Below are 20422 nucleotides of genomic sequence, written 5' to 3' on the forward strand. Positions count from 1 at the left end.
AGGATGGCCGATCCTTCCCGGTACACCGGCTCGTCCATCGCAGCCCCGTCCCAGCTGCCGAAGTCGACGTCCGGGGTGCACGCCGGAATGATGACGAGAGCTATATCCATGACGAACCTGCCCGATTGGGCGACAGGATGCATCACCGGGGCGGAGTTGGGAATAGCCGACTTCTTCGAGATCCGAACTCATCCGCCGAACCGAAATCGGGAGTAGCCAGACGCATGCCCCGGGGGTTACATTCACGCATCCGGCCAGTGGGCCGGCACGGAAGGGGAGGACTGAGATGAACAACTTCTGGAGCTGGGTGTGGCTGTTCCTCTGGAGCTTCGCCTTCATCGCCTATTTGTTCGCGCTGTTCGCGATCATCGGCGACCTGTTCCGCGACCGTAAGCTCAACGGCTGGTGGAAGGCCGTGTGGATCATCTTCCTGATCTTCGTGCCGTTCCTCACAGCGCTGGTCTACCTGATCGCCCGCGGCCGCAGTATGGCGGAGCGCAGCATGAGGGAGGCCGCAAGCACTCAGGCCGCCGTGGACGCACACATCCGCGAAGTCACCTCGACGACGAGCCCGACAGACGAGATCGTCAAAGCGCAGCAGCTGTTCTCCTCCGGTGCGATCACGCAGCAGGAGTTCGACAGCCTGAAGGCGCGTGCTCTGAGCTAAGGCCTCAGCCTCGGGTGCCGCCGCGTTCCAACCCTGCGCCGCGGCACCCGATTTCAACCTCCACCAAGCGGCAGAACGGAGGGGTCCATGACTTCGACGCCCGGCACCAAGCGCATGACGGTGCTGCAGGCCATCTACATCGGCGTCGGCTCGATGGTCGGCGCCGGCATCTTCGCCCTGCTCGGCGCGGCCGGCGCGGTGGCGGGGGCGGCGGTGTGGCTGTCGTTCCTGATCGCCGGGATCATCGCCCTCCTGCAGGGGTACTCGTTCGCCAAGCTCGGCGCCAGGTACCCGTCCGGAGGCGGCATCCTCACCTTCCTGTCGAAGGGCTTCGGCGAAGGGCACATCGCGGGGATCGGCTCCTGGCTGTTCTTCACCGCCGGGTCGATCGTCGTGGCGATGATCGCCTCGTCGTTCGGCAGCTATGCCAGTTCGGTCGTCGCCCACGACGACCCGACGTGGGCGAAGATCCTGGGCGTGCTGCTCATCCTGGTCATGAGCGGGCTCAACACGATCGGGTCGGCTGCGGTGGCGCGCGTGCAGTCGGTGATCGTGAGCGTCGTGCTCGTCATCCTGCTGATCTTCGCGGTCGTCACGATCGCGAACTGGAACCCGTCGTTGCTGGCCCCGTCGGGCTACCCGGGATGGCAGTACATCGTCTCGAGCGTGGCGTTGACCTTCTTCGCGTTCCTCGGCTTCGGCGTCATCACGTTCACGGCCAAAGACCTCCCGAACCCCGCCCGCCAGTTGCCCAAGGCGATCTACTTCGCGCTGCTGATCGCCACCACCGTGTACGTCGCGGTGTCGCTGGGCGTGTTCGGCACGCTCACGGCCGACGAGGTCGTGAAGTACGGGTCGACGGCGCTCGCCGAGGCGGCCAAGCCGGTGCTGGGCCAGGCGGGCTATGCGCTCATGGTGGTGACCGCGCTCTTCTCGACGACCGGCGCCGTGAACGCCGGCCTGTACCCGTCGATCGGGATGACGCAGCACCTGGCCAGGGTCGGCCAGTTCCCGCCGTTCTTCGGGCGCAAGCTGGGGCCGTTCCCCGCGGGTCTCGTGGTGATGGCGCTGCTCGCGATCGTGCTGGTGTCGTTCTTCAATCTCAACGCGATCGCGTCGATCGGCAGCGCGGTGGCGCTGCTGGTGTTCTCGGCGGTGAGCATCGCGCACCTGCGCGTCCGCCGCGAGACCGGTGGCAACCTCGTGGGGCTCATCATCGGCCTGATCGCCACGCTGGGCACGTTCGTCATCTTCTGCACGACCACCCTCGTCGACGAGCCGGCCACGGCGTTCGCACTGCTCGGGATCCTCGTGCTGGCGATGGTGATCGACTTCGGCTGGAAAGGCGCGGCGCACGGGCGACGGGGAGGGCGGACGCGGGGGAGCCGGGCTCCTCAGGACGCGATGTAGGGCGGCGCCTCGGCTTCGACTCGTAGCGCCCGTCGCGCCGCACCCGTAATGTCTTTCCCGAGGGGCCCCTTCTTCCGAAGGCACAGTCGGCCCCGATCACCCAGGGCCACGACCCCGTCACTGTAGGAATAAGGAGCACCATGAGCTACGCCGTGACCAACCCCGCCACGGGCGAGACGGTCAAGACCTTCGACACCATCACCGACGCCGGCCTCCAGGCCGCCATCGCGTCGGCCGAGCACGCGTACCGCATCTGGTCGAAGACGACCACGGTTCAGGAGCGCGCGGCCCTGGTGCGCCGCGTCGGCGAGCTGCACGTGGAGCGGCGGCAGGAGCTGGCCGACATTATCGTGCGCGAGATGGGGAAGCCGGTCGAACAGGCCCTGGCCGAGGTCGATTTCGCCGGAGCCATCTACGAGTACTACGCGGACAACGCGCCGGAGTTCCTCAAGGACGAGCCGATCCAGCTGCTCGACGGCGGCGGCTCCGCGGTCGTGCGCCGGTCGGGCCTGGGCGTGCTGCTCGGGGTGATGCCGTGGAACTTCCCGTACTACCAGGTCGCCCGCTTCGCCGGACCCAACCTGGTCATCGGCAACACCATCCTCCTCAAGCACGCTGAGCAGTGCCCGGAGTCGGCCGCGGCGATCGAGAGGATGTTCCTCGACGCGGGCTTCCCGGAGGGTGCGTACGTCAACATCTACGCGTCGCACGACCAGATCGAGACGGTCATCGCCGACCCGCGGGTGCAGGGCGTATCGCTCACCGGCTCGGAGCGCGCCGGCGCGAAGGTCGCCGAGATCGCTGGCCGCAACCTCAAGAAGGTCGTGCTCGAGCTGGGCGGCTCCGACCCGTTCATCCTGCTGTCGACCGACGACCTCGACGCCACCGTGCAGAACGCCGTCGACGCGCGCCTCGACAACAGCGGCCAGTCCTGCAACGCGGCCAAGCGCTTCATCGTCGCCGACGAGCTCTACGACTCGTTCCTGGCGAAGTTCACCGCCAAGCTCGCCGAGGTGGAGGCCAGCGACCCGACGAGCGAGAGTTCGGCGCTCGGTCCGCTGTCGTCGCTGAGCGCCGCCGAGGGCCTCGACGACCAGGTCAAGCGCGCGATCGCCAACGGCGCCACTCTGGTGCGCGGCGGCGGCCGCAACGGCGCGTTCTTCGAGACCACCGTGCTGACCGATGTCACGTCCGAGAACCCGGCCTCCAGGGAGGAGTTCTTCGGTCCGGTCGCACAGGTCTTCCGCGCGAAAGACGAGGCCGACGCGGTGCGCATCGCCAACGACACCCCCTTCGGTCTCGGCTCGTATCTCTACACGACCGACGAGGGGCAGGCCCTGCGGGTCGCCGACCAGATCGAGGCCGGGATGGTCTTTGTCAACGTGGTGCTCGCCGATGGCGCGGAGCTGCCGTTCGGCGGCGTGAAGCGCTCCGGCTCGGGCCGCGAGCTCGGCCGCTTCGGCGCCGACGAGTTCGTCAACAAGAAGCTCATCCGCATCGGCGGCTGAGCCTCGCGCGGCCAGGCGGCCGGCCGCGCCTCCTCACGGGGAGGGGCGGTCGGCCGCTTCCGTTTCCCGTTCCAGGAGCGAACGGTAGACCACTCGGTCTTGCCACGCGCTCTGTGCGTGCGGGACAGTGTGACCGTGAACGAGCTTCCGATCGTCTACTGCCGCGGGTATGCCGGCCCGACCAGTCAGATCGACTCCACAGTCAACGATCCCTTCTACGGCTTCAACGAGGGTGCCACGCACACCCGGGTCAACGGCGACGGCGACCCCAACACGCGGTCCGATCCGCCATCGCCTGCCCAGCGTCGCGTTTTGCAGTTTTGCGTGTCGGTTTAGGAGGCATCTCATGGCTGAAGACCCCACCCCTGTTCCGCGCGTGCAGTTGTCGGCGGCTCCGGTGCAGCAACTGCCGAGCAATATCAGCCTCGTCGTGAAAGAGAGCGGCGTGCCCGTCGAGACTCGTCCGGGTCAGTCCAACTCGTCACCCCGCCCCAACTAGACCTCCTCCGCGGTGACCACCTCACTCACACCCGCCCCTGCTAGGTGAGATTCGGACGCATCATTAGTTGCAACTAATATCAGCTCCTGCTAATGTTGTTGGCGTGAACATTGACTGGTCGCGTGAGTTCGATCGCCAGCTGGATCGGCTGGAGGCGGACTTGACTGACCGGGGCAAGCAGACGTACCAACTGCTGACGTTGATGTTAAACCGTCTGCGTCAGCTTGATGCTGAACCGGCTGAAGATACGGCCATGATCAAGCGGGTTCGGCAGTCGCGGACGTACGCGGTGTGGCGGGTGTCGCACCCGTACCGGGAGGGCGTTGCTCTTCGGCTGATCTGCTGGTTCCCGGCAGCGCAGGATCGGGTCGTGGTGGCCCTGTTCGCCGGTGACAAGGCGTCGATGGGTGACGTGTTTTACGACTCGGTCGGTACCCGCGCTGACCAGATCATCGACCGTTGGCTGGAAGACACTGAGGAGGAGTCATGAGCAAGAAGCACTTTGTGAGCGGTGACGCTCGACTGGATCGGATGATCGCCCAGGTCCCGGCTGATGAGATCGCGCAGTTCGACGCGGAGGCCGAGGAGATGGACCGGGTCTACGCGATGAGCCTGGCGATGGTCCGCGAGGCCGGCAAGCGCACCCAGGCCGAGATCGCCCGCGAGTTGAAGGTGACGCAGGGGGCAGTGTCGCAGATGGAGAAACGCGACGACATGCTGCTTTCCACGCTGCGCAGCTATCTGACCGCGACTGGTGCGGAGAACCCGCGGATCCTGGTCACGGTCAACGGCCGCGACGTCGAGCTCACCATTTAGCCGGCGGGACGGGGTCCCGGAGATGATCGCTGTGTCCATCGCGCGCGACGGATTCGACATCGCCACGGTCATCATCAGGGCCGTGGCGGCCGCAGCAACCGTTTTCGCTGTTTGGGTGGCCGTGGGGGTGGCGTCCCAGGACTCTCGCGACAGGCGCCGGCTGCAGGCGACGATGGTCAGCGCCTGGCAGGCCCACATGGACCCTCGTGTGCCGAATACAATCGCGGACACCGTGATCGTGCAGAACGCTTCCACTTCTGCAATCTATGACGTGTTGCTGTCCTGGGTCGGAGCCTGGGGAAACGCGAAGTCGGACTCTCCTGAATACGCCCCCACGTTGAGACTGTCGATGATTCCGCCCGGATCGTGGTGGATGCAAGTAACCGGCAACCCGGGCGGAGCAATGGACGCCCGGGTTGGCGTGCTGATTGAGTTCTCCGACGGCGTAGGTCAGCGCTGGATGCGTACCGCTCGGGGTGAACTGCATCACGTTCGTCACAGCGATTGGCTCGACAAGGAGTCCCGCGAGGTCAACAAGCTCGCGGACGCCCTCACTCGGATCGCCCGCGCCTAGCGAACGCAACGGGTTTGCGGCCGACGAGCACCAGGTGCCTCTGGAACGTCGGCGTGCATCGACCCGTAGCTAACCCAGAGCACCCCCCTGCTTCAAGGTCGGGATCCTCGCTCACCCAGCTAACTATGGCAGCCGCGCTCGACGGCGGGCATTCGCCGTGCGCGTCCTGTGCCCGGGACCTCGCCTCATGGCCGATACCGGAGCAACTCGTCGAGCTCGTACGCAAGTACGCCGGTCGCCGACTCCCGTATATCGGCTGCGGCCAGCGCGGCCGCGGCCACGGATACCCCGAGCTCGCGCACGGCATCCGGAAGCTCACTTACCCAGTCTGTGTCAAGGTCGGCGAGCTCGGCGAGCAGATCAGGCAGCAGACCGTACGGGATCTCCACGGACACCGCCAGGCGGCCGGCCGCGCCTCCTGACGGGGAGGGGCGGTCGGCCGCTTCCGTTTCCCGTTCCAGGAGCGAACGGTAGACCACTCGGTCTTGCCACGCGCTCTGTGCGTGCGGGACAGTGTGACCGTGAACGAGCTTCCGATCGTCTACTGCCGCGGGTATGCCGGCCCGACCAGTCAGATCGACTCCACAGTCAACGATCCCTTCTACGGCTTCAACGAGGGTGCCACGCACACCCGGGTCAACGGCGACGGCGACCCCAAGTTCTACCAGTTCGAGGGACCGCTGCTGCGGCTGCTCGGCGAACGCGACTATCGGTTGCTCGTGCGGGGGAGTCAGAAGGAGCTGCTCGCGACGGCGCCCGCCGGAACGTTGCCGCAGAGGTCGATCTGGATCCACCGCTTCTACGACGAGGCCGCGACGACGTACGCGGCGCCGACGCCCCGCTCGGGCAACCTCTTCGATCGGGCGATCACCTGGACGGAGGATCTCGTCCGGGAGCACACCACCGCCCAGGGCTTCGACATCGAGCAGGCGGCGCGGGAGCTGTACGACCTCGTCCTCCAAGTGAGGGAGAAGACCGGCACGCCCCAGGTGTTCCTCGTCGCGCACTCTATGGGCGGCCTTGTCGCCCGCTGCATGATGCAGAAGGTCTGCGAGGAGGACGGCCGCATCCCTGCCAAGGAACTGGTCGCCAAGTTCTGCACCTACGCGACCCCGCACGGTGGCATCGTGTTCACCGGCGGACTGTTGAACTGGCTGATGGAGACGTTCGGGCCGGCCGGGTCCGACATCTTCTCGCCGCCGAAGATGTACGGCTACCTGACGCCGGGCAAGAAGTACGGCGACAAGCCGCTGGGCAAGGCGTGGGACCCGCGCGTCATCCCGCCCGAGATCTTCGACGTCGACAACGTCTTCTGCATCATCGGCACAGACTCCAACGACTACAACCTGGCCAAACTGGGCGTGGGGCCGCGCAGCGACGGGCTGGTGCTCATCGAGAACGCCTACGTGAAGGGCGCGCATCGCGCGTTCGTCTACAAGTCGCACTCCGGCCCGTACGGCGAGGTGAACTCCGAGGAGGGCTATCAGAACCTGGCGCGGTTCCTGTTCGGGCACTGGTCGGTGCAGGTGGAGCTGAGTTCGCTGCCTCCTGCGTCGGCGGTGAAGGCGCGGCCCGACGTCGCCTGGCAGGCCGACCTCCAACTCGCCATCCGCGGGCTGTCGGTGCTCATCACCGAGCAGAAGGCTGTGCACTACAACCCCGTGCAGCTCAACGCCGAGATCGCCCAGCACGCCCCGGGAGCGCCCGGCGACGACTCGGTCGACGCGCCGATCCCGTTGGTCGGCACGTTCCTGTTCTCGAAGGAGCCGCCGAGCGACCTCCCGCCGACGAATGTGACACCAGGGGTGGGGGACGAGTCGGCGCCGGCGGTGGCACCTGCCGCGGCGGTCGCTCCCGCGGAGGCCGAGCCGCCACGACAGGGCTGGTGGCACCGCTTCGTGGAGTCGTTCAGCGCGGGGGAGGACGAGCAGGAGCGGGAGGCGCCGTCGCTCGAGCCGGTGAACGTGGCGCTGGACAATCCGCTCGACCCGACCCTGCCCGCGGTCGCCGCCGCGGCGGTGGCGTCGGTCGCGCACGACCTGGCGGCCGATGCGGCCCCGGCCGTGGCGTCGAGCGACGACTACGCCGGCCTCAGCAAGGATCTCTCGCGGTACGCGCTGACCCTGCGCGTCTATCAGGTCATCACGCGCGACGGCGTCTTCGACTTCTCGACCAACCTGGAGCAGGTGGGCGACTGGCAGGACGTTCTCATCGTCGACATCGGGCGGTCCGCGGACGGCCGCTTCGGCGCCTGGGCCGGCTGGAACAGCGCCGTCCCCGGCGCGATCAACCAGCTCGGGCAGATGGCCGACGAGCTGACACTCACGCCGGACCCGCAGGACCCGAACGTGATCAGGGCGACGTTCGACCTCCCGGAGGCCGCGCGCGCCCTCCCCGTTTTCGGGCGGTCGGCGCGGCTGGCGTTCACCATCACGAACCGAGAACCGAAGCTGTAGCCGCAGTCGCCACCGAAGCACGGCTGAACGACATGCCCCTCGGCGTCAATCATGCCGCTCGGCGGCCGCGATCGGGCCGGGGCGGTCGGCATAGGTGCGGCCTGTCACGACCAGGCGCAGGAGCGCGGCGGCCACGTCGTACTGCTCCGCCAACTCGGTCAGCCGCGCGCCGGCGGCGTACGCCTCGCGGATGCTGCGCACCTCGTCGTCGCCGAGCCGGCGGCGCTGCGGCTCGGCGATCGGGCCGCCGTGGGCGGCGTGGCTGCTGCCGCGGACGATGAGGCTGACCCGCTGCTGGCTGGTGCCGAACCTCCGCGCGATCTCGGTCTGCGAGACGCCCATATTGTGCAGGCGGCGCATCTGCACGACCTCGTCGTCGTCGCCCGACGCCTCGGCGACGCCGGTGGTGGCGCCGCGGAGCACGGAGGCGATGGTCCAGTGCGAGACGCCGAAGGCCTCCGCGACCATCGCACGATCCTCACCCGCCGCGAGACGCTCGCGGATCCGCGCGACCTGCTCCACCGTCAACGGCCGGGAGCGGGTGGCGGTGGAGCCGGTGAGCGGGCCGCCGACGTCCGCGAAAGCGCGGCCGGAGGCGATGTTCGAGACCATCTGGTGCGAGATCCCGTAGCGCGCGGAGATGTCGGCTCGCGGAGTTCCTGCGGCGACGGCCTCCCGGATGGCGACGACCTCATCGCTCGTCACCTTGCGGCTCCTGCCCGGCAGGATCGGGCCGCCGGCCTCCAGCCGCGACCGACCGGTGACCAGACTCGACACCGTGTTCTGTCGCACGCCGTACTCGTCGGCGAGCTGCACCTGGCGCGCGCCGGCAGCGTACTTCTCGCGCAGCTCGCGCACCTGCGCGTCGGAGAGCGGGACGGAGGCCATGAGGCGAGAGTAGCGGCGACAGGGGCGCGGCGGAACGGCCCGCGAGGGGACCCCGGCGCGGACCCCGGGTCTCACTCCGGGAGGCGGCGCTTGGCAAGCGGAGGCAGCGGGTCGCCGCCGGAGGCGAGCCGGGCCCGGTTGGCCTCCCGCAGCACAGACCAGGCGTCGGCAACCGGGCCGACGTGGCCGAGCTTGTCGGGGTTGACGACGGTGCGGATGGTCTGGATGCCGCCCGGCACGATGTCGAGCGCCATGGTGTTGACGACCCGGCCGTCGCGGTCGCGGAACACCGCGCCCGGCTGGCCGTTGACCTGGCGGGGCTCGACGGTGCCGCCGATCGCCAGGAACGGCCCCGACATCGACACGAGCACATGCGCCACGTTCTCCAGCCCGACGATCCGCTGCGCCCACTGCGGGGCCTTGCCTCCGCCGTCGCCGACCATGTCGACGTCGGCGACGAGCAGGGCGCGCAACCCCTCCACGTCGCCCGCGCGGAACGCGTCGAAGAACCGGCCGGCCAGGGCCTCCCGCTCGGCGCGGTCGGCGTCGAAGCGCGGGCGGCCCTCGTCCATGTGCCGCCGGGCGCGTACGGCGAGCTGCCGGCACGCGGCCTCCGACCGGCCGACGGCCGCGGCGATCTCGGGGAAGTCGAACGCGAACACCTCGCGCAGCACGAAGACGGCGCGCTCCAGGGGCGAGAGGCGCTCCAGCAGCAGGAGGGCCGCCATCGAGAGCGAGTCGGAGAGCTCGGCCGAGCGCTCGGGATCCTGGTACGGATCCGACAGCAGCGGCTCGGGGAACCACGGCCCGACGTACGCCTCCCTGCGCACCCGCGCGGAGCCGAGGACATCGATCGAGACGCGGGTCACGACCGTCGAGAGGTACGCCTTGAGGGAGATCGGCTCGACATCGGCCGCCTCGAAGCGCAGCCAGGTCTCCTGCACCGCGTCCTCGGCCTCGGTCACGCTGCCGAGGATGCGGTAGGCGATCGAGAACAGCAGCGGTCGCAGCGATTCGAAGGTCTCGTCGTCTGCGGTCACTTCAGTCCCTCCTCGAACCCCTGCCGCCACGACGGGTACCGCAGCGTCCAGCCCAGTTCGCGCTTCGCCTTGGCGTTCGAGAAGCCACGGCCCTCCGTCATCATCATGACCGCCTGGTCGCCCGCGGCGATACGGGCGATCCAGATCGGGATGCGCAGTGGAGGCTTGGCCCCGGCGACCTTCGCCAGGTACGGCAGCCACTCGCTGGCCGGAGCCGGGTCGTCGTCGACGATGTCGAAAACGCCGGTGGCTCCCCGCTCGAGCGCCAGCACGGTCGCCGACGCCGCGTCGTCCAGGTGGATCCACGAGCTGTAACCCTGGGCGCGGCCGACGAGCGGGTACTGACGCTTCCGGATCATCTCCACCTGGTCATCCGTCGCGCCGGGGCCGTAGAGCGCGCCGTAGCGCAGCACCGTGCCGCCGTACGCGGTGACCGCATCCTCCACGTGCCTCATCGCCGCCATCACGGGCGCGGTGGCGGTGCCCGCGAACGAATCGAGCGGGTCGTCCTCGGTCTTGACCCAGCCGCCTTCGCGGATGCCGTTCCAGCTCGCGTAGCCCTGGGCCAGGAACCGCGTGACGCCCTGCGCCTGGGCCGCCGCGAGCAGATGGTCGGTGCCCTCCACCCGCAGCCGGTTGGTGGGGGCGAACCACCGGTCGGGGTGTTTGATGTCCGGTTGTCCGGCGTGCACGGGATTGATCGCCGTCATCTGATGGATGATCGCCTCCGGCTCGGCCGACGCCACCGCGCGGCCGACGGAGGCCGCGTCCAGGCCGTCCATGACGACGCCTTCGGCGCCCATCGCCTCGATCGTGGCGAGCTTCGCCGGGCTCGTCGTCGACGCCGTCACCGTGTGGCCGTGCTGCACCAGTTGCGGCACCAGCCGCCTCCCGAGCACACCGCTTCCGCCCGCTACGAACACCCGCATCGTCCTCACCCTTCCGTTCTCTGCTTACACCCCCTCCAGACGACGCGGGCCTGCAGCGTGTGACATCGCCCGCGCGAAATTCGCGCCTTCTCGACGGTTGAACGGTGGCCGGCGTGGCCTCCCTTCGCTACTCTGGCGGCACGGGAGCGGGGAGGCGCTATGAGCGACAGCGGTCGGGGCAGGGTGGTCGTGCAGTCGGCGCAGTGGGGGTTCTTCTTCTTCATCGCCTACATCGGCGCGGCGGTGTACTTCGTGTCGAGCTCCAATGGCTCGTTCTGGGGCGTGATCTGGGGGCTCCTGCAGGCGATCGTCTGGCCGGCGTTCGTCGTGTACCACGTGCTGGTACTGCTGCACGTGTAAGGGTCGCCGGGCCGCTGTCGGTGCGGGCCGCTATGGTTTCGGGATGGGAATCGATGCGATCGCGCTCGAATGGAGCGTGCGATGGACGAACTGATCGTGGCCGACGCCGCCGCCTGGCGCGCGTGGCTCGACGTCAACGAAGGGGTCTCCGACGGCGTGTGGCTGGTGCTCGCCAAGAAGGGCACCACCGACCCGACCTCCCTCACCTACGCGCAGGCGCTCGACGAATCGCTGTGCAGCGGCTGGATCGACGGGCAGAAGCGCAGCCGCGACGAGACGACGTTCGTCGAGCGGTTCACGCCGAGGCGCGCGGCATCGCTGTGGTCGCAGCGCAACATCGGCCTCGTGGAGGCGCTCATCGCCGACGGCAGGATGCGCGAGCGCGGGCACGCCGAGATCGAGCGGGCCAGGGCCGACGGCCGGTGGGAGCGGGCGTACGCGGGCTCGCGCACGGCGGAGGTGCCGGAGGACCTCCTCGCCGCGTTCGAGGTGTCGGAGGCGGCAGCGGCCACCTTCGCGACGCTGAACGCGGCGAATCGCTACTCCGTGCTGCACCGCCTCATGACCGCGCCGAGTGCGATCAGCCGCGGGAACCGTCTCGCGAAGCTCGTCACCATGCTCGAACGCGGCGACACCCCCTACCCGCAGTAGCCGCACGCTCGCCCGCGTCGCCGAAGGGCACGCAAACGCCCCTAAAACGCAGTTATAAGGGCGTGTGCGTGCCCTTCGGCGATGACGGAGGCGGAGGTGCAGCCCGGCTAGAGCACGATGTCGGGCTCGCTGCGGGCCTCCGAGAGCGCCTCCGCGACGGCCTGCTCCACCGTGACCTCGCGGCCCTGGGCCAGGGCAGCCGTCACCAGCGTGGCCTCCGGACCGGCGAGGAGGTCGTCGAGGTAGCGCCGGTGGAACGTGAACGTCGGCCCGTTGTGGAGGCCGCTGCGCTCGCGCAGCGCTTGCGCGGCCCCGGCGAGACGGCCGGCGCGCAGGCTGTCGCCGGTGAGCGCGGCCACTGCGACCATCCCCTCGAGCCCGTACGCGATCCCCTCGGGGTGGCCGACGGCCGCCGAAATGGTGACGCTGAATGCGAAGTCCGCCCGCGCGGCGGCCACGTCGCCGAGCATCAGCTCGGTCCAGCCGAGGTGGTAGGAGGCGATCCGAGCGCCGACCCGGTCGTCGGCGCCCTGCGTGAGGGCGAGGCTCTTCGCGAAGTGATCCTGCGCCTCCTGAAGCGCGCCCTCGCGCAGCGCCACCCGCCCCAGCAGCACGAGGGCCATCGACTCGCCCCACACGCTGCCGGTCTCGCGGTAGAGCTGGAGGGCGTGCTCCATCACCTGGCGTGCGCGCACGGTGTCGGGTTTCGCCGAGACCGCGGAGTCGGCGGAGTCGCCCGCGAGCAGCGCCAGGGCGAGCGAGATGCTCGCGAGCCCTTCGCCGTTCGCGTCGCCGCTCCGGCGGAACAGCTCGACGCTCTCGGTGAGGTCGGCGGCGACGGCGCCGTCGGGGTCCTTCCAGAACATGATCGTGCGGCTGAAGTAGAGGGCGACGGCGCGCGTATGCTCCGACAGGGCGTCGCCCGAGGCCAGCGCCTCCTCCATCCAGGTGCGCACCTCGCCGAGCAGACCGGTGACCCACCAGTACAGGTAGAGGCTGAAGGCGAGGCGCGCCGCGCGGTCCCAGTCGCAGCTGTCGAGCAGGAACCGCTCAGCCGCCCGCAGGTTGTCGCGCTCGTCGCCGAGCCTCTGCATCCATCGGCGCTGGCCGGACCCGCGGAGGTCGTCTTCGGCGTCGTCGCCCAGCGCGAGGAAGTATCGGGCGTGGGTGTCGCGCACGGCGGGCTGGGCGCCGCTGCGGGCGAGCTGTTCCCTGGCATACTCGCGCACGATCGCCTGCATCGAGAACCGTGGCCGGTCGTCGGCGTCGTGTTGCCCGACGAGGCTGCTGTCGACCAGCGCGGCCAGGCTGCTGAGCACGTCGCCGGTGGGGGCATCGGGGGTGGCCGGATCGCCGTCGTCGGCCTCCGCCGCGCCCACGTACTCGGCGGCCTCCAACGTGAACCCGCCCTCGAACACGCCCAGCCGTGCCAGCAGCTGCCGCTGGTCGTCGTCGAGCAGCTGGGTGCTCCACTCGATGGTCTTGCGGATGGTCTGCTGACGCGCCGGGAGGTCGCGCGGGCCGCCGACGAGCACCGACAGCCGCCGGTCGAGGCGATCGAGCAGCTCGGCGGGCGAGAGCACGCGGACCCGTGCGGCGGCCAGCTCGATCGCGAGCGGCACACCGTCGAGTGCGGCGCAGACCCTCTCGACGGCGCGCCGGTTGTCCGGCGTGATCTCGAAGTCGGGCTTGACCGCGTGGGCGCGCTCGACGAAGAGGGCGACGGCCTGCTCGTCGGCGAGCGGGCCCACCTCGTAGCTCTGCTCGGCGCTGATGCGCAGCAGCACGCGGCTGGTGACCAGGATGGACAGCTGAGGTGAGGCGGTGAGCAGCGCGGTGAGCGCGGGCGCCGCGTCGAGCACCTGCTCGAAGTTGTCGAGCACGAGCAGGATGCTGCGATCGCGCAGCGCCGTCGCGAGGTTCTCCATGATGGGCGCGTCGCCGGTGTCGCGCACGCCGAGCGCCTGGGCGATGCGATTGGGGACCCGCTCCGCGTCGTGCACCGCCGAGAGGTCGACGAACACCGAGCCGTCGTCGAAGTCGGGTGCCGATGCCCGGGCGGCCGCGATCGCCAGACGGCTCTTGCCGATGCCGCCGGGGCCGACGAGGGTCACGAAGCGCGCGCCGGACACCAGCAGCCGGCGGAGCTCGGCGATGTCGCCCTCCCGGCCCACCAGATCGGTGAGGGGGGTCGGGAGGCGCACCGGGTCGGCGACCGCGGGGTCGGGCTCGGTGCGCGGCCCGACGAGCGAATACGCCGAGTCGGCGACGTCGCCGGCGGCGAGGAGCTCGGTCCTGCTCTGGTCGAACCGCTCGGCGAGGAGGGTGGCGAGGTCGGCCTCCACGAGCTTCGCGAGCTCTGTGGGGGTCTCGAAGTACTTGTAGGCGGCCCGGTCGTCGTCGCGGATGCGGTTCAGCAGCCGAGTGAGACGGTCCTCGCGCTGGGCGGGCGCTTTCACGTAGAGGAGGCGCGGCACGTCGTCGGGGCAGAGGTCGTACTCGTCTTCGAGGCCGGAGACCTGCTCGTCGGGGGCGACCCAGCCGTAGCGCTCCCAGTAGAGGCCGAGGAAGACGTCGGACTGCCGGAGGTAGGCGCGGTAGAGCTCGCGCGGCGGGTGCGGGCGGGCGCCCAGCTCGAACATCACGGGGGCGAGGTGGAGGCGCTCGATCGCCGACTTGGCGGCGCGGCGTTCGGGGGCGAGCTCCTGCAGCGTCGAGGAGACGAAGATGCGTAATCGTTGATCGGGAGTCCGGATTACATGAGGGTGGCTCATGTTATGTCATTGTGTTGCGTCCGTATGGAAATGTACAGACTCCGGATGAGAACGATGTGCCGGCGGGTCAGTGGCTGCGCACCTTCCCGCCCTCCGGAACGGCCTGCGCCGCGGTCACCGGCCCGCAACGCACCTGCGCGGTCACGCACGCGGCCACGTCGGCATCCATGCGGCCCTGCTGCCACCCGCTCACGAAGTCCGCGTGCCCCGTCACCGGAGGCCCCTGACTCTGCGGCCCGGTGGAGAGCGTGATGCCGCCGCCGCTGCTCGTCGGATACGTGACGTGCAGCACGAGCTGCGGGATGTGGACGGGATGCGACGACGGGCAACCCGCGCTCGTCGCATAGACCGTGCCGGAGCGATCGCGGCCGTCCATGGTGTGCCCGTCCCAGCAGTCCGGGAAGGCGATCACCAGCCGCAGTCGTGAGCCGCCGGGGCAGTCGTGGGGGAGGTCTCCTCTGGCCGGGCGCGGGTCGCTCGCCCTCGTCGTGCACGTCCAGTTCACGATCGATGTGCTCTGCGGGGCCGTCGCCGTCTCGTTCCCGCGATCACGCTGATGCCCTCCGGCATCGTGCGCGCCGACGAAGCGAGCGCGCCGCGCGTGCGCCAGTAGAGGAGGGTGCGCCGCGGTGTCAGCGCGTTGCCGTGCTGGTAGACGACCGGCGTCCAGTAGGCCGAGGCGTCGGCGGAGGTCGAACAGGTCGTCGACCCGCCGCGCAGCGTCGCCGCGGTCGACGACGCGTCCACCGCTGGATTGCCGAAGAAGTCGTGCTGCATCGACATCCCAGTCATCCCCGGCATCATGATCGGGTCGTTCGGCGCCGTTCTCGATCGCGCACAGTTGTCGGTGAAGATGCCCGGGTTCGTGCCGCCGGACGGGAAGCCGCTGGTCTCGACGCGGGCGGGCTGGGAGGACGCCACGACGGCGGCCGTTGCGGCGGCCGTGCCCGCGGCGAGCACGAGCGCGGCCCCAAACGCGATCGCGAGGCCCGCGGGCGAGCCTGGCAGGCCGAGAGAACGCAGTGAGAAGGCCATGCGCCCATCCGACCTCCCGCGCGTTCGGGGTGTGAGAGCGGAGTGTGAAGAAACGGTAAGGCGGCAGCAAAACGGCGCGGCGCGCGGCGCCGAGCCGTCAAGATGGACGGGTGGGCGAGGAGAGAGGTCTGGTGCTCGTGGTGGAGGACGAGGCCGCCATCGTGGAGTTGGAGCGGCTGTACCTCTCCGGCGCGGGCTTCGGCGTGCACGTCGAGACCGACGGCCGCCAGGCGCTGGCGGCGGTGGACCGGCTGCGGCCGGTCGCGATCGTGCTCGACGTCGGCATCCCCGGGCTCGACGGCATCGAGGTCTGCCGCGCGCTGCGCGCCAAGGACGACTGGACGCCGGTCATCTTCGTGACGGCGCGCGACGATGAGGTCGACCGCATCCTCGGGCTGGAGCTCGGCGCCGACGATTACCTCACCAAGCCGTTCTCGCCGCGCGAGCTCGTCGCCCGCATCAAGGGGATGGTCCGCCGGGCGGCCGGCCCGGTCGCGGCCCCGACGCGCACGGTCGGCGGTGTGCGCCTGGACGGCTCGCGGCGCCGAGTGGAGACCGCGGCCGGCCGCGTGGACCTCACGGCGACCGAGTTCGACCTCCTCGACCGGCTGATGAGCCAGCCGGGCCGGGTGTTCACGCGCGAGCAGCTGCTCTCGTCGGTCTGGGGCGTGGCCGACTACAGCAGCAGCCGCACGGTGGACGTGCACATCGCCCAGCTGCGGCTGAAGCTCGGCGATGCCGCAGGAATCGTCCGTACGGTGCGCGGGGTCGGCTACAGCGTCGCGGACGAGGCGTGACCGGCGAGGCGCCGCGGCGGCGGCTCTTCGGATCGCTGAGCGGGCGGTTCGTGCTCGTGACCTTCGCGGTGGCCCTGATCGCCGTGCTCGTGACGGCGCTGGTGGCGGTTCAGGTCGTGCAGACCGTCCAGGAGAACCAGGCGCGGCAGCAGCTCAAGACGCAGGCCGCCGGGCTCCTGGCTTCGGGACGGGCGAGCGTCGGGCGACTCGCCATCGTCGGCGACCGGTTCGCGGTGGTGTCGCCGGACGGCACGGTGACCGGTGCCGCTCGCGCCTTCGTCGACCCGTCGGTCGTGCGGGAGCTGCAGACTGGACGAACGGTCTCCACGACGACGACGCTGAACGGCAAGGACGCGGTGCTCATCGGCCTCCCCGGTGCGGACGGCGGGGGCATCGTCGGGGTGCGCAAGGTCGCCGACATCGCCGCGGGCGACGCCGAGCTGTTGCGCGGCATCCTGCTCGCCCTCGTGATCGGCCTGGTGGTCGCGACCGCCGCCGGGGTGCTGCTCGGGCGCCTCCTCGGCCGGCCGCTGCGACGGCTCGCCGACGGCGCCCGGGTGCTCGCGGGAGGCCGTCGGAAAGTGCCTATCGAGGCGCAGCCGGTCGCCGAAATCGAGGACATCGCCCAGGCGCTGCGCACGCTCGACACCGCACTGGCGACGAGCGAGGACAGGCAGCGGGAGTTCCTGCTCTCCGTCTCGCACGAGATCCGCACCCCGCTCACGGCGATCCGCGGCTATGCGGAGGCGCTGGCGGACGGCGTCATCCCACCCGAGGGCGTCGCGGAGGCCGGCCGGACGCTCTCGGCCGAATCGGAGCGGATGAGACGCTTCGTCGACGACCTCCTCGAGCTGGCCCGGTTGGAGGCCGACGACTTCACGATCGTGCCGCAGCAGTTCGACGCGCGCGACACCGTGGCCGCGGTGCTGCGGGCGTGGTCGGGAGCGAGCGGCGGCGCCGGTGTCGCGCTGCGGGCCGAGCTGCCGTCCACCCCGCTCGGGGTCGTCACCGACGAGATGCGGCTGCGGCAGATCCTCGACGGGCTGGTGGAGAACGCGCTGCGGGTCGCCCCGGCGGATTCGGAGATCGTCGTCACGGCGCGGGCACTCCCCGGGCTAGTGGAGGTGTCGGTGCGCGACGGCGGACCCGGGCTGAGCGCCGAGGACGCGTCGGTGGCGTTCGACCGCGGCGCTCTGCACGCGCGTTACCGCGGCGCGCGACCGGTGGGCACCGGGCTCGGCCTCTCGATCGCGCACTCGCTCGCAGGGAGGCTCGGCGCGACGATCGACGCCGCGCCGGCGGACGGCCGCGGCGCCGTGTTCCGCGTGACTTTACCGTCCTCTGACAATCCCCGAGCGGCCTCCTGATCTGCCGCTGGCAGCGTGGGGGCATGGACACTAACCAGCCCGACGAGCCGAACGACCTCCCGACCACGCCGCTGCCCTGGCTGGAGGGGCAGCACCCGCAGCACCCGGGGGAGCAGGGTCCTGCTTCCGCTGCACCGCCAACGGTTCCCTCCGGCGCGACCCTCACCGTGACGATCGGGTCGTCCACCGCCTACGGTACGGCGAAGAGGCCGGCCACCGCCTCCTCGTTCGGCGTCGGCGACCGCATCGGGGTGCTCGGCGCCCGCAGCGGCGACACCGTCACGGCGACCCGCATCGTCCACCTCGCCGCGGCGAAGCACGCCGCACCGACGGGCACCCCGACTCCCGCCGCCACCACCTGAGACGAGCGGCGGATCCGCTACGCCGAGGGGCACGTTGTTGTCCCTTTCGGGCTTCGGGAGGGGCAACAACGTGCCCCTCGGCGGGTCCGGCGGGCGGGGTGTCAGCTGCAGAGGGAGACGCCGGCGGAGGTGAGCACGACCGAGCGGTTCTGCTCGGCGAGCGCGTCGGAGTAGGCGCCAGAGGCGTCGGTCTCGCTCTTCCAGCCGCACCACTCGTAGCCGACGCCCGCGGTCGCGAGCTTCGCGTCCGGGACGCCGAGCGCCACGAGTGCGGCCTTCACCGCGTTCGCCCGCTGGAGCGACAGCGCCGAGTCCGCCGTGTTGTTCGCCGCCTGGTCCTTGGAGGCCGTCCCGGTGATCGTGATGACGCCGCTGTTCTGCTCGATCGACGGCGCGAGCGAGGCGAGCAGCTGCTGCGCCGACCCCGGGTCGGCGAAGGTCGCCGTGTCCTTCACGAAGCGCAGGTCGCTGTTGCGGATGACCACCGGATGCGACCAGTCGGTCTTGGTGCTCACAGCCTCCACCGAAACCGGCGTCACGGCCGGCAGCCCGGCCTCGGCGCCTCCGGAGGCCGGCTCGGGCAGCAGCGACAGCGTCCCGCCCGCCGCTTTGATGACGGCGGTCCAGATCGCGGCCAGGTTGCTGCGCGCCGGCACGGTCAGCGGCTGCTGCGCGCCCGCGGTGTCGCCCATGCCCGACCAGTAGACGGTCACGCCCTTCAGATCGGTCGGCAGGAGGCCCCGTGACGTCAGGTCGGAGACGACCTGCGCCGGGTCCGCGTAGAGCAGGCCGCTTCCGGCGAAGTCCAGCGGGTCGGCGGTCTGGAGGCCACTGCCGAACACGAGCACGCCGAGCGGGTTCGCGCCGAGGTCGCGCGCGGCCTGGTCGATCGCGCCGAGGAAGTCGACCTGCGGCGACGCCGCCTTGAGGCCTGCGAGGTACGCCGTGATCTGCGTGAGCTTGGTGCGCTGGTCGTTCTGGCAGACGATGGCGTCCTGCCCGCTCGAGCCGATGGAGGTCGTGCCCATGGTCTGCGGGGTGCCGGACGGGATGACGACCGTCACGCTGCCGTTGCTCTCACCGGCCGCCTTCAGCTGCGCGGTCGCGCTGGCGGGCACGGTGACGGCCGGCGCATTGGCCGTGCTGCCGGCGACGACGCCGAGGTTGCGTTTGTGCGACTGGTCGCAGGCCTGACCGGTGGCGGTCGCCGACGTGCAGGCGGTCAGCCCGGCCGCCGCGACCAGGACGGCGGCGGCAGCGGTCGCCGTGCGCAGCCGGCCGGTGCCCCGGCGCCGCAGTCTCGCGACGCCGATCAACGCTCGAACCCCCAGGTCGTGGGCGATCCGTCGACGGCGGAAGCCTCCGCGACCTGAGCTGCCGCTGGCTGCATCCCTGTCGGCCCCGCCGCCGACTCCACCGCCGCTGTGTGCGGGAACGCGGGCACGGCCGGCGTCGGCTCCGCGGCCTCCACGACCCGCCGGGCACGCAGCTCCCGGATGATCTGGCTGGTGCTCTCCGGGTCGCGCGCCCGCTGGGCCAGGCGGGTGGCGACACGGGCGCGGATGACGTCGAGCCGCGCGTGGAACGTGGTGTACGCACCCGCGTAGCGCACCGCGTCCTGGGCGTCGAGCTGTGCCGTGTGGTGCGCGGCCTCCTCGGCTTTGACCGCCTCCGCCAGGAGCCGGTCGCGGTGCGTCCGCAGCCGTGCCACGTGGGCGTGCGCCTTCTCGGTGGCCACGAGCAGTGGGCGCGTGGTCAGCCAGGCGATCACGAAGCTGATGGTTCCGGAGGTCGCGAGCACGCCCAGCATCAGGAACGCCATGATGGTGTCGGGCGCCGACCACGAGAAGGCCGGCGCCGCGGAGGTGGACCCGCCGACCAGGCCGGTGAGGCCTCCCGCCCCCGCCGCGTCGATGCCCGCCGTGATCCGGGCGACCGTGATCGCCGCGAGCAGCCCCGCCCAGAGCAGCAGCAGCGCGGCGGCGACGGGGATCCAGCCCTTGGCCATCACGCGCGCCTGCACCCGCCGCAGCACGATCGCTGCCACGTGCGGCAGCGACACCACCGCGAGCGAGATGCCCAGCGTGATGACATACATCTGCAGGCCGATCGAGCCGTACTGGCTGTCGTTGCGCAGCAGCAACGTGAGCGCCTGCGCGAGCAGGAGGTAGTCGACGGCGAGCATCGCCACCAGCAGCACGTAGACGAGAACGTGCGCCAGCGGCGACAGGTGGCCGACGCTCGGGCGGACCCGGGGCGGCTTCGTGACGAAGTCCTTCGGCATGCGGG

21 protein-coding genes and 1 pseudogene are annotated in these 20422 nt (G+C 70.4%); 14 read left to right on the forward strand and 8 right to left on the reverse strand.

The window, feature by feature from the left end; all coding sequences use genetic code 11:
• Positions 1-286: 286 nt before the first annotated feature.
• The 8 genes from ACPPVW_RS12370 to ACPPVW_RS12405 all read left to right on the forward strand — a co-directional run bounded on the left by ACPPVW_RS12370 (position 287) and on the right by ACPPVW_RS12405 (position 5474).
• Positions 287-667, forward strand: coding sequence for an SHOCT domain-containing protein (locus ACPPVW_RS12370; RefSeq protein ID WP_426623418.1), 381 nt, complete (start codon positions 287-289; stop codon positions 665-667).
• Positions 668-754: 87 nt separating this feature from the next.
• On the forward strand, positions 755-2077 hold the full coding sequence (locus tag ACPPVW_RS12375; RefSeq protein WP_426623419.1) for an APC family permease: 1323 nt from the start codon (positions 755-757) through the stop codon (positions 2075-2077).
• A gap of 140 nt (positions 2078-2217) precedes the next feature.
• Positions 2218-3585, forward strand: coding sequence for an NAD-dependent succinate-semialdehyde dehydrogenase (locus tag ACPPVW_RS12380; RefSeq protein WP_426623420.1), 1368 nt, complete (start codon positions 2218-2220; stop codon positions 3583-3585).
• A 135-nt stretch (positions 3586-3720) separates the two neighbouring features.
• The gene (locus ACPPVW_RS12385; RefSeq protein WP_426623421.1) at positions 3721-3921 is read left to right on the forward strand and encodes a hypothetical protein; all 201 of its coding nucleotides are present in this window, start codon (positions 3721-3723) and stop codon (positions 3919-3921) included.
• A gap of 10 nt (positions 3922-3931) precedes the next feature.
• Positions 3932-4084 (forward strand): hypothetical protein, encoded by a 153-nt coding sequence (locus tag ACPPVW_RS12390; protein WP_426623422.1) that lies wholly within the window; start codon positions 3932-3934, stop codon positions 4082-4084.
• A 103-nt stretch (positions 4085-4187) separates the two neighbouring features.
• Entirely contained in the window at positions 4188-4574 is a 387-nt protein-coding gene (locus ACPPVW_RS12395; protein ID WP_426623423.1) for a hypothetical protein, read from the forward strand.
• A complete protein-coding gene (locus tag ACPPVW_RS12400) occupies positions 4571-4900 on the forward strand; it encodes a helix-turn-helix domain-containing protein (protein ID WP_426623424.1) in 330 nt (109 codons plus the stop codon). The genes ACPPVW_RS12395 and ACPPVW_RS12400 overlap by 4 nt, the downstream gene beginning before the upstream one ends.
• Positions 4901-4931: 31 nt before the next feature.
• Positions 4932-5474 carry a hypothetical protein gene (locus ACPPVW_RS12405; RefSeq protein ID WP_426623425.1) on the forward strand — a complete coding sequence of 181 codons (543 nt, stop codon included), beginning with the start codon at positions 4932-4934 and terminating at the stop codon, positions 5472-5474.
• Between the two features lie 185 nt (positions 5475-5659).
• Here ACPPVW_RS12405 and ACPPVW_RS12410 read toward each other — a convergent pair whose 3' ends face one another.
• On the reverse strand, positions 5660-5953 hold the full coding sequence (locus ACPPVW_RS12410; protein ID WP_426623426.1) for a hypothetical protein: 294 nt from the start codon (positions 5951-5953) through the stop codon (positions 5660-5662).
• A 42-nt stretch (positions 5954-5995) separates the two neighbouring features.
• Between ACPPVW_RS12410 and ACPPVW_RS12415 the strand changes: the two genes are divergently transcribed.
• On the forward strand, positions 5996-7930 hold the full coding sequence (locus ACPPVW_RS12415; RefSeq protein WP_426623427.1) for an esterase/lipase family protein: 1935 nt from the start codon (positions 5996-5998) through the stop codon (positions 7928-7930).
• A 45-nt stretch (positions 7931-7975) separates the two neighbouring features.
• Here the strand turns inward: ACPPVW_RS12415 and ACPPVW_RS12420 are convergent, their stop codons facing one another.
• From ACPPVW_RS12420 to ACPPVW_RS12430, 3 genes are all read right to left on the reverse strand, one after another.
• On the reverse strand, positions 7976-8818 hold the full coding sequence (locus ACPPVW_RS12420) for a hypothetical protein (protein ID WP_426623428.1): 843 nt from the start codon (positions 8816-8818) through the stop codon (positions 7976-7978).
• Positions 8819-8889: 71 nt separating this feature from the next.
• Positions 8890-9858: an RNA polymerase sigma-70 factor gene (locus ACPPVW_RS12425; RefSeq protein WP_426623429.1), complete on the reverse strand. Its 969-nt coding sequence runs from the start codon at positions 9856-9858 to the stop codon at positions 8890-8892.
• Positions 9855-10787 (reverse strand): NAD-dependent epimerase/dehydratase family protein, encoded by a 933-nt coding sequence (locus ACPPVW_RS12430; protein ID WP_426623430.1) that lies wholly within the window; start codon positions 10785-10787, stop codon positions 9855-9857. Before ACPPVW_RS12430 ends, ACPPVW_RS12425 begins: the two co-directional genes overlap by 4 nt.
• 159 nt (positions 10788-10946) lie before the next feature.
• Between ACPPVW_RS12430 and ACPPVW_RS12435 the strand changes: the two genes are divergently transcribed.
• Both ACPPVW_RS12435 and ACPPVW_RS12440 read left to right on the forward strand, forming a co-directional pair.
• The gene (locus ACPPVW_RS12435; RefSeq protein WP_426623431.1) at positions 10947-11147 is read left to right on the forward strand and encodes a hypothetical protein; all 201 of its coding nucleotides are present in this window, start codon (positions 10947-10949) and stop codon (positions 11145-11147) included.
• An 81-nt stretch (positions 11148-11228) separates the two neighbouring features.
• Positions 11229-11798 (forward strand): YdeI/OmpD-associated family protein, encoded by a 570-nt coding sequence (locus ACPPVW_RS12440; protein WP_426623432.1) that lies wholly within the window; start codon positions 11229-11231, stop codon positions 11796-11798.
• Positions 11799-11905: 107 nt separating this feature from the next.
• On the opposite strand, the gene ACPPVW_RS12445 is transcribed toward ACPPVW_RS12440, so the two are convergent.
• Together ACPPVW_RS12445 and ACPPVW_RS12450 are read right to left on the reverse strand one after the other, a co-directional pair.
• Positions 11906-14572, reverse strand: coding sequence for an ATP-binding protein (locus ACPPVW_RS12445; RefSeq protein WP_426623433.1), 2667 nt, complete (start codon positions 14570-14572; stop codon positions 11906-11908).
• Positions 14573-14639: 67 nt separating this feature from the next.
• Positions 14640-15607 (reverse strand): annotated as a pseudogene (locus ACPPVW_RS12450) (DUF1996 domain-containing protein).
• A 110-nt stretch (positions 15608-15717) separates the two neighbouring features.
• Between ACPPVW_RS12450 and ACPPVW_RS12455 the strand changes: the two are divergent.
• From ACPPVW_RS12455 to ACPPVW_RS12465, 3 genes are read left to right on the forward strand one after another with little or no spacing between them, the layout of a single operon-like run.
• A complete protein-coding gene (locus ACPPVW_RS12455) occupies positions 15718-16404 on the forward strand; it encodes a response regulator transcription factor (RefSeq protein ID WP_426623434.1) in 687 nt (228 codons plus the stop codon).
• Entirely contained in the window at positions 16401-17771 is a 1371-nt protein-coding gene (locus ACPPVW_RS12460) for a sensor histidine kinase (RefSeq protein WP_426623435.1), read from the forward strand. The genes ACPPVW_RS12455 and ACPPVW_RS12460 overlap by 4 nt, the downstream gene beginning before the upstream one ends.
• 23 nt (positions 17772-17794) lie before the next feature.
• Complete coding sequence (locus ACPPVW_RS12465; protein ID WP_426623436.1) at positions 17795-18133, forward strand: hypothetical protein; 339 nt, start codon at positions 17795-17797, stop codon at positions 18131-18133.
• Between the two features lie 101 nt (positions 18134-18234).
• Here the strand turns inward: ACPPVW_RS12465 and ACPPVW_RS12470 are convergent, their stop codons facing one another.
• Complete coding sequence (locus tag ACPPVW_RS12470) at positions 18235-19449, reverse strand: OmpA family protein (protein ID WP_426623437.1); 1215 nt, start codon at positions 19447-19449, stop codon at positions 18235-18237.
• Positions 19446-20417 carry a hypothetical protein gene (locus ACPPVW_RS12475; RefSeq protein WP_426623438.1) on the reverse strand — a complete coding sequence of 324 codons (972 nt, stop codon included), beginning with the start codon at positions 20415-20417 and terminating at the stop codon, positions 19446-19448. The genes ACPPVW_RS12470 and ACPPVW_RS12475 overlap by 4 nt, the downstream gene beginning before the upstream one ends.
• Positions 20418-20422: the final 5 nt, after the last annotated feature.

Origin of the sequence: Leifsonia sp. McL0607, from assembly GCF_049993355.1 — a bacterium.
Classification (GTDB): domain Bacteria; phylum Actinomycetota; class Actinomycetes; order Actinomycetales; family Microbacteriaceae; genus Leifsonia.

Excerpts from the sequence above, each read along its gene's own strand:
- ACPPVW_RS12370 (WP_426623418.1), top strand. The coding sequence starts at position 287 with ATGAACAACTTCTGGAGCTGGGTGTGGCTGTTCCTCTGGAGCTTCGCC.
- ACPPVW_RS12375 (WP_426623419.1), top strand. The coding sequence starts at position 755 with ATGACTTCGACGCCCGGCACCAAGCGCATGACGGTGCTGCAGGCCATC.
- ACPPVW_RS12380 (WP_426623420.1), top strand. The coding sequence starts at position 2,218 with ATGAGCTACGCCGTGACCAACCCCGCCACGGGCGAGACGGTCAAGACC.
- ACPPVW_RS12390 (WP_426623422.1), top strand. The coding sequence starts at position 3,932 with ATGGCTGAAGACCCCACCCCTGTTCCGCGCGTGCAGTTGTCGGCGGCT.
- ACPPVW_RS12400 (WP_426623424.1), top strand. The coding sequence starts at position 4,571 with ATGAGCAAGAAGCACTTTGTGAGCGGTGACGCTCGACTGGATCGGATG.
- ACPPVW_RS12420 (WP_426623428.1), bottom strand. The coding sequence starts at position 8,818 with ATGGCCTCCGTCCCGCTCTCCGACGCGCAGGTGCGCGAGCTGCGCGAG.
- ACPPVW_RS12430 (WP_426623430.1), bottom strand. The coding sequence starts at position 10,787 with ATGCGGGTGTTCGTAGCGGGCGGAAGCGGTGTGCTCGGGAGGCGGCTG.
- ACPPVW_RS12435 (WP_426623431.1), top strand. The coding sequence starts at position 10,947 with ATGAGCGACAGCGGTCGGGGCAGGGTGGTCGTGCAGTCGGCGCAGTGG.
- ACPPVW_RS12440 (WP_426623432.1), top strand. The coding sequence starts at position 11,229 with ATGGACGAACTGATCGTGGCCGACGCCGCCGCCTGGCGCGCGTGGCTC.
- ACPPVW_RS12445 (WP_426623433.1), bottom strand. The coding sequence starts at position 14,572 with ATGAGCCACCCTCATGTAATCCGGACTCCCGATCAACGATTACGCATC.
- ACPPVW_RS12465 (WP_426623436.1), top strand. The coding sequence starts at position 17,795 with ATGGACACTAACCAGCCCGACGAGCCGAACGACCTCCCGACCACGCCG.
- ACPPVW_RS12475 (WP_426623438.1), bottom strand. The coding sequence starts at position 20,417 with ATGCCGAAGGACTTCGTCACGAAGCCGCCCCGGGTCCGCCCGAGCGTC.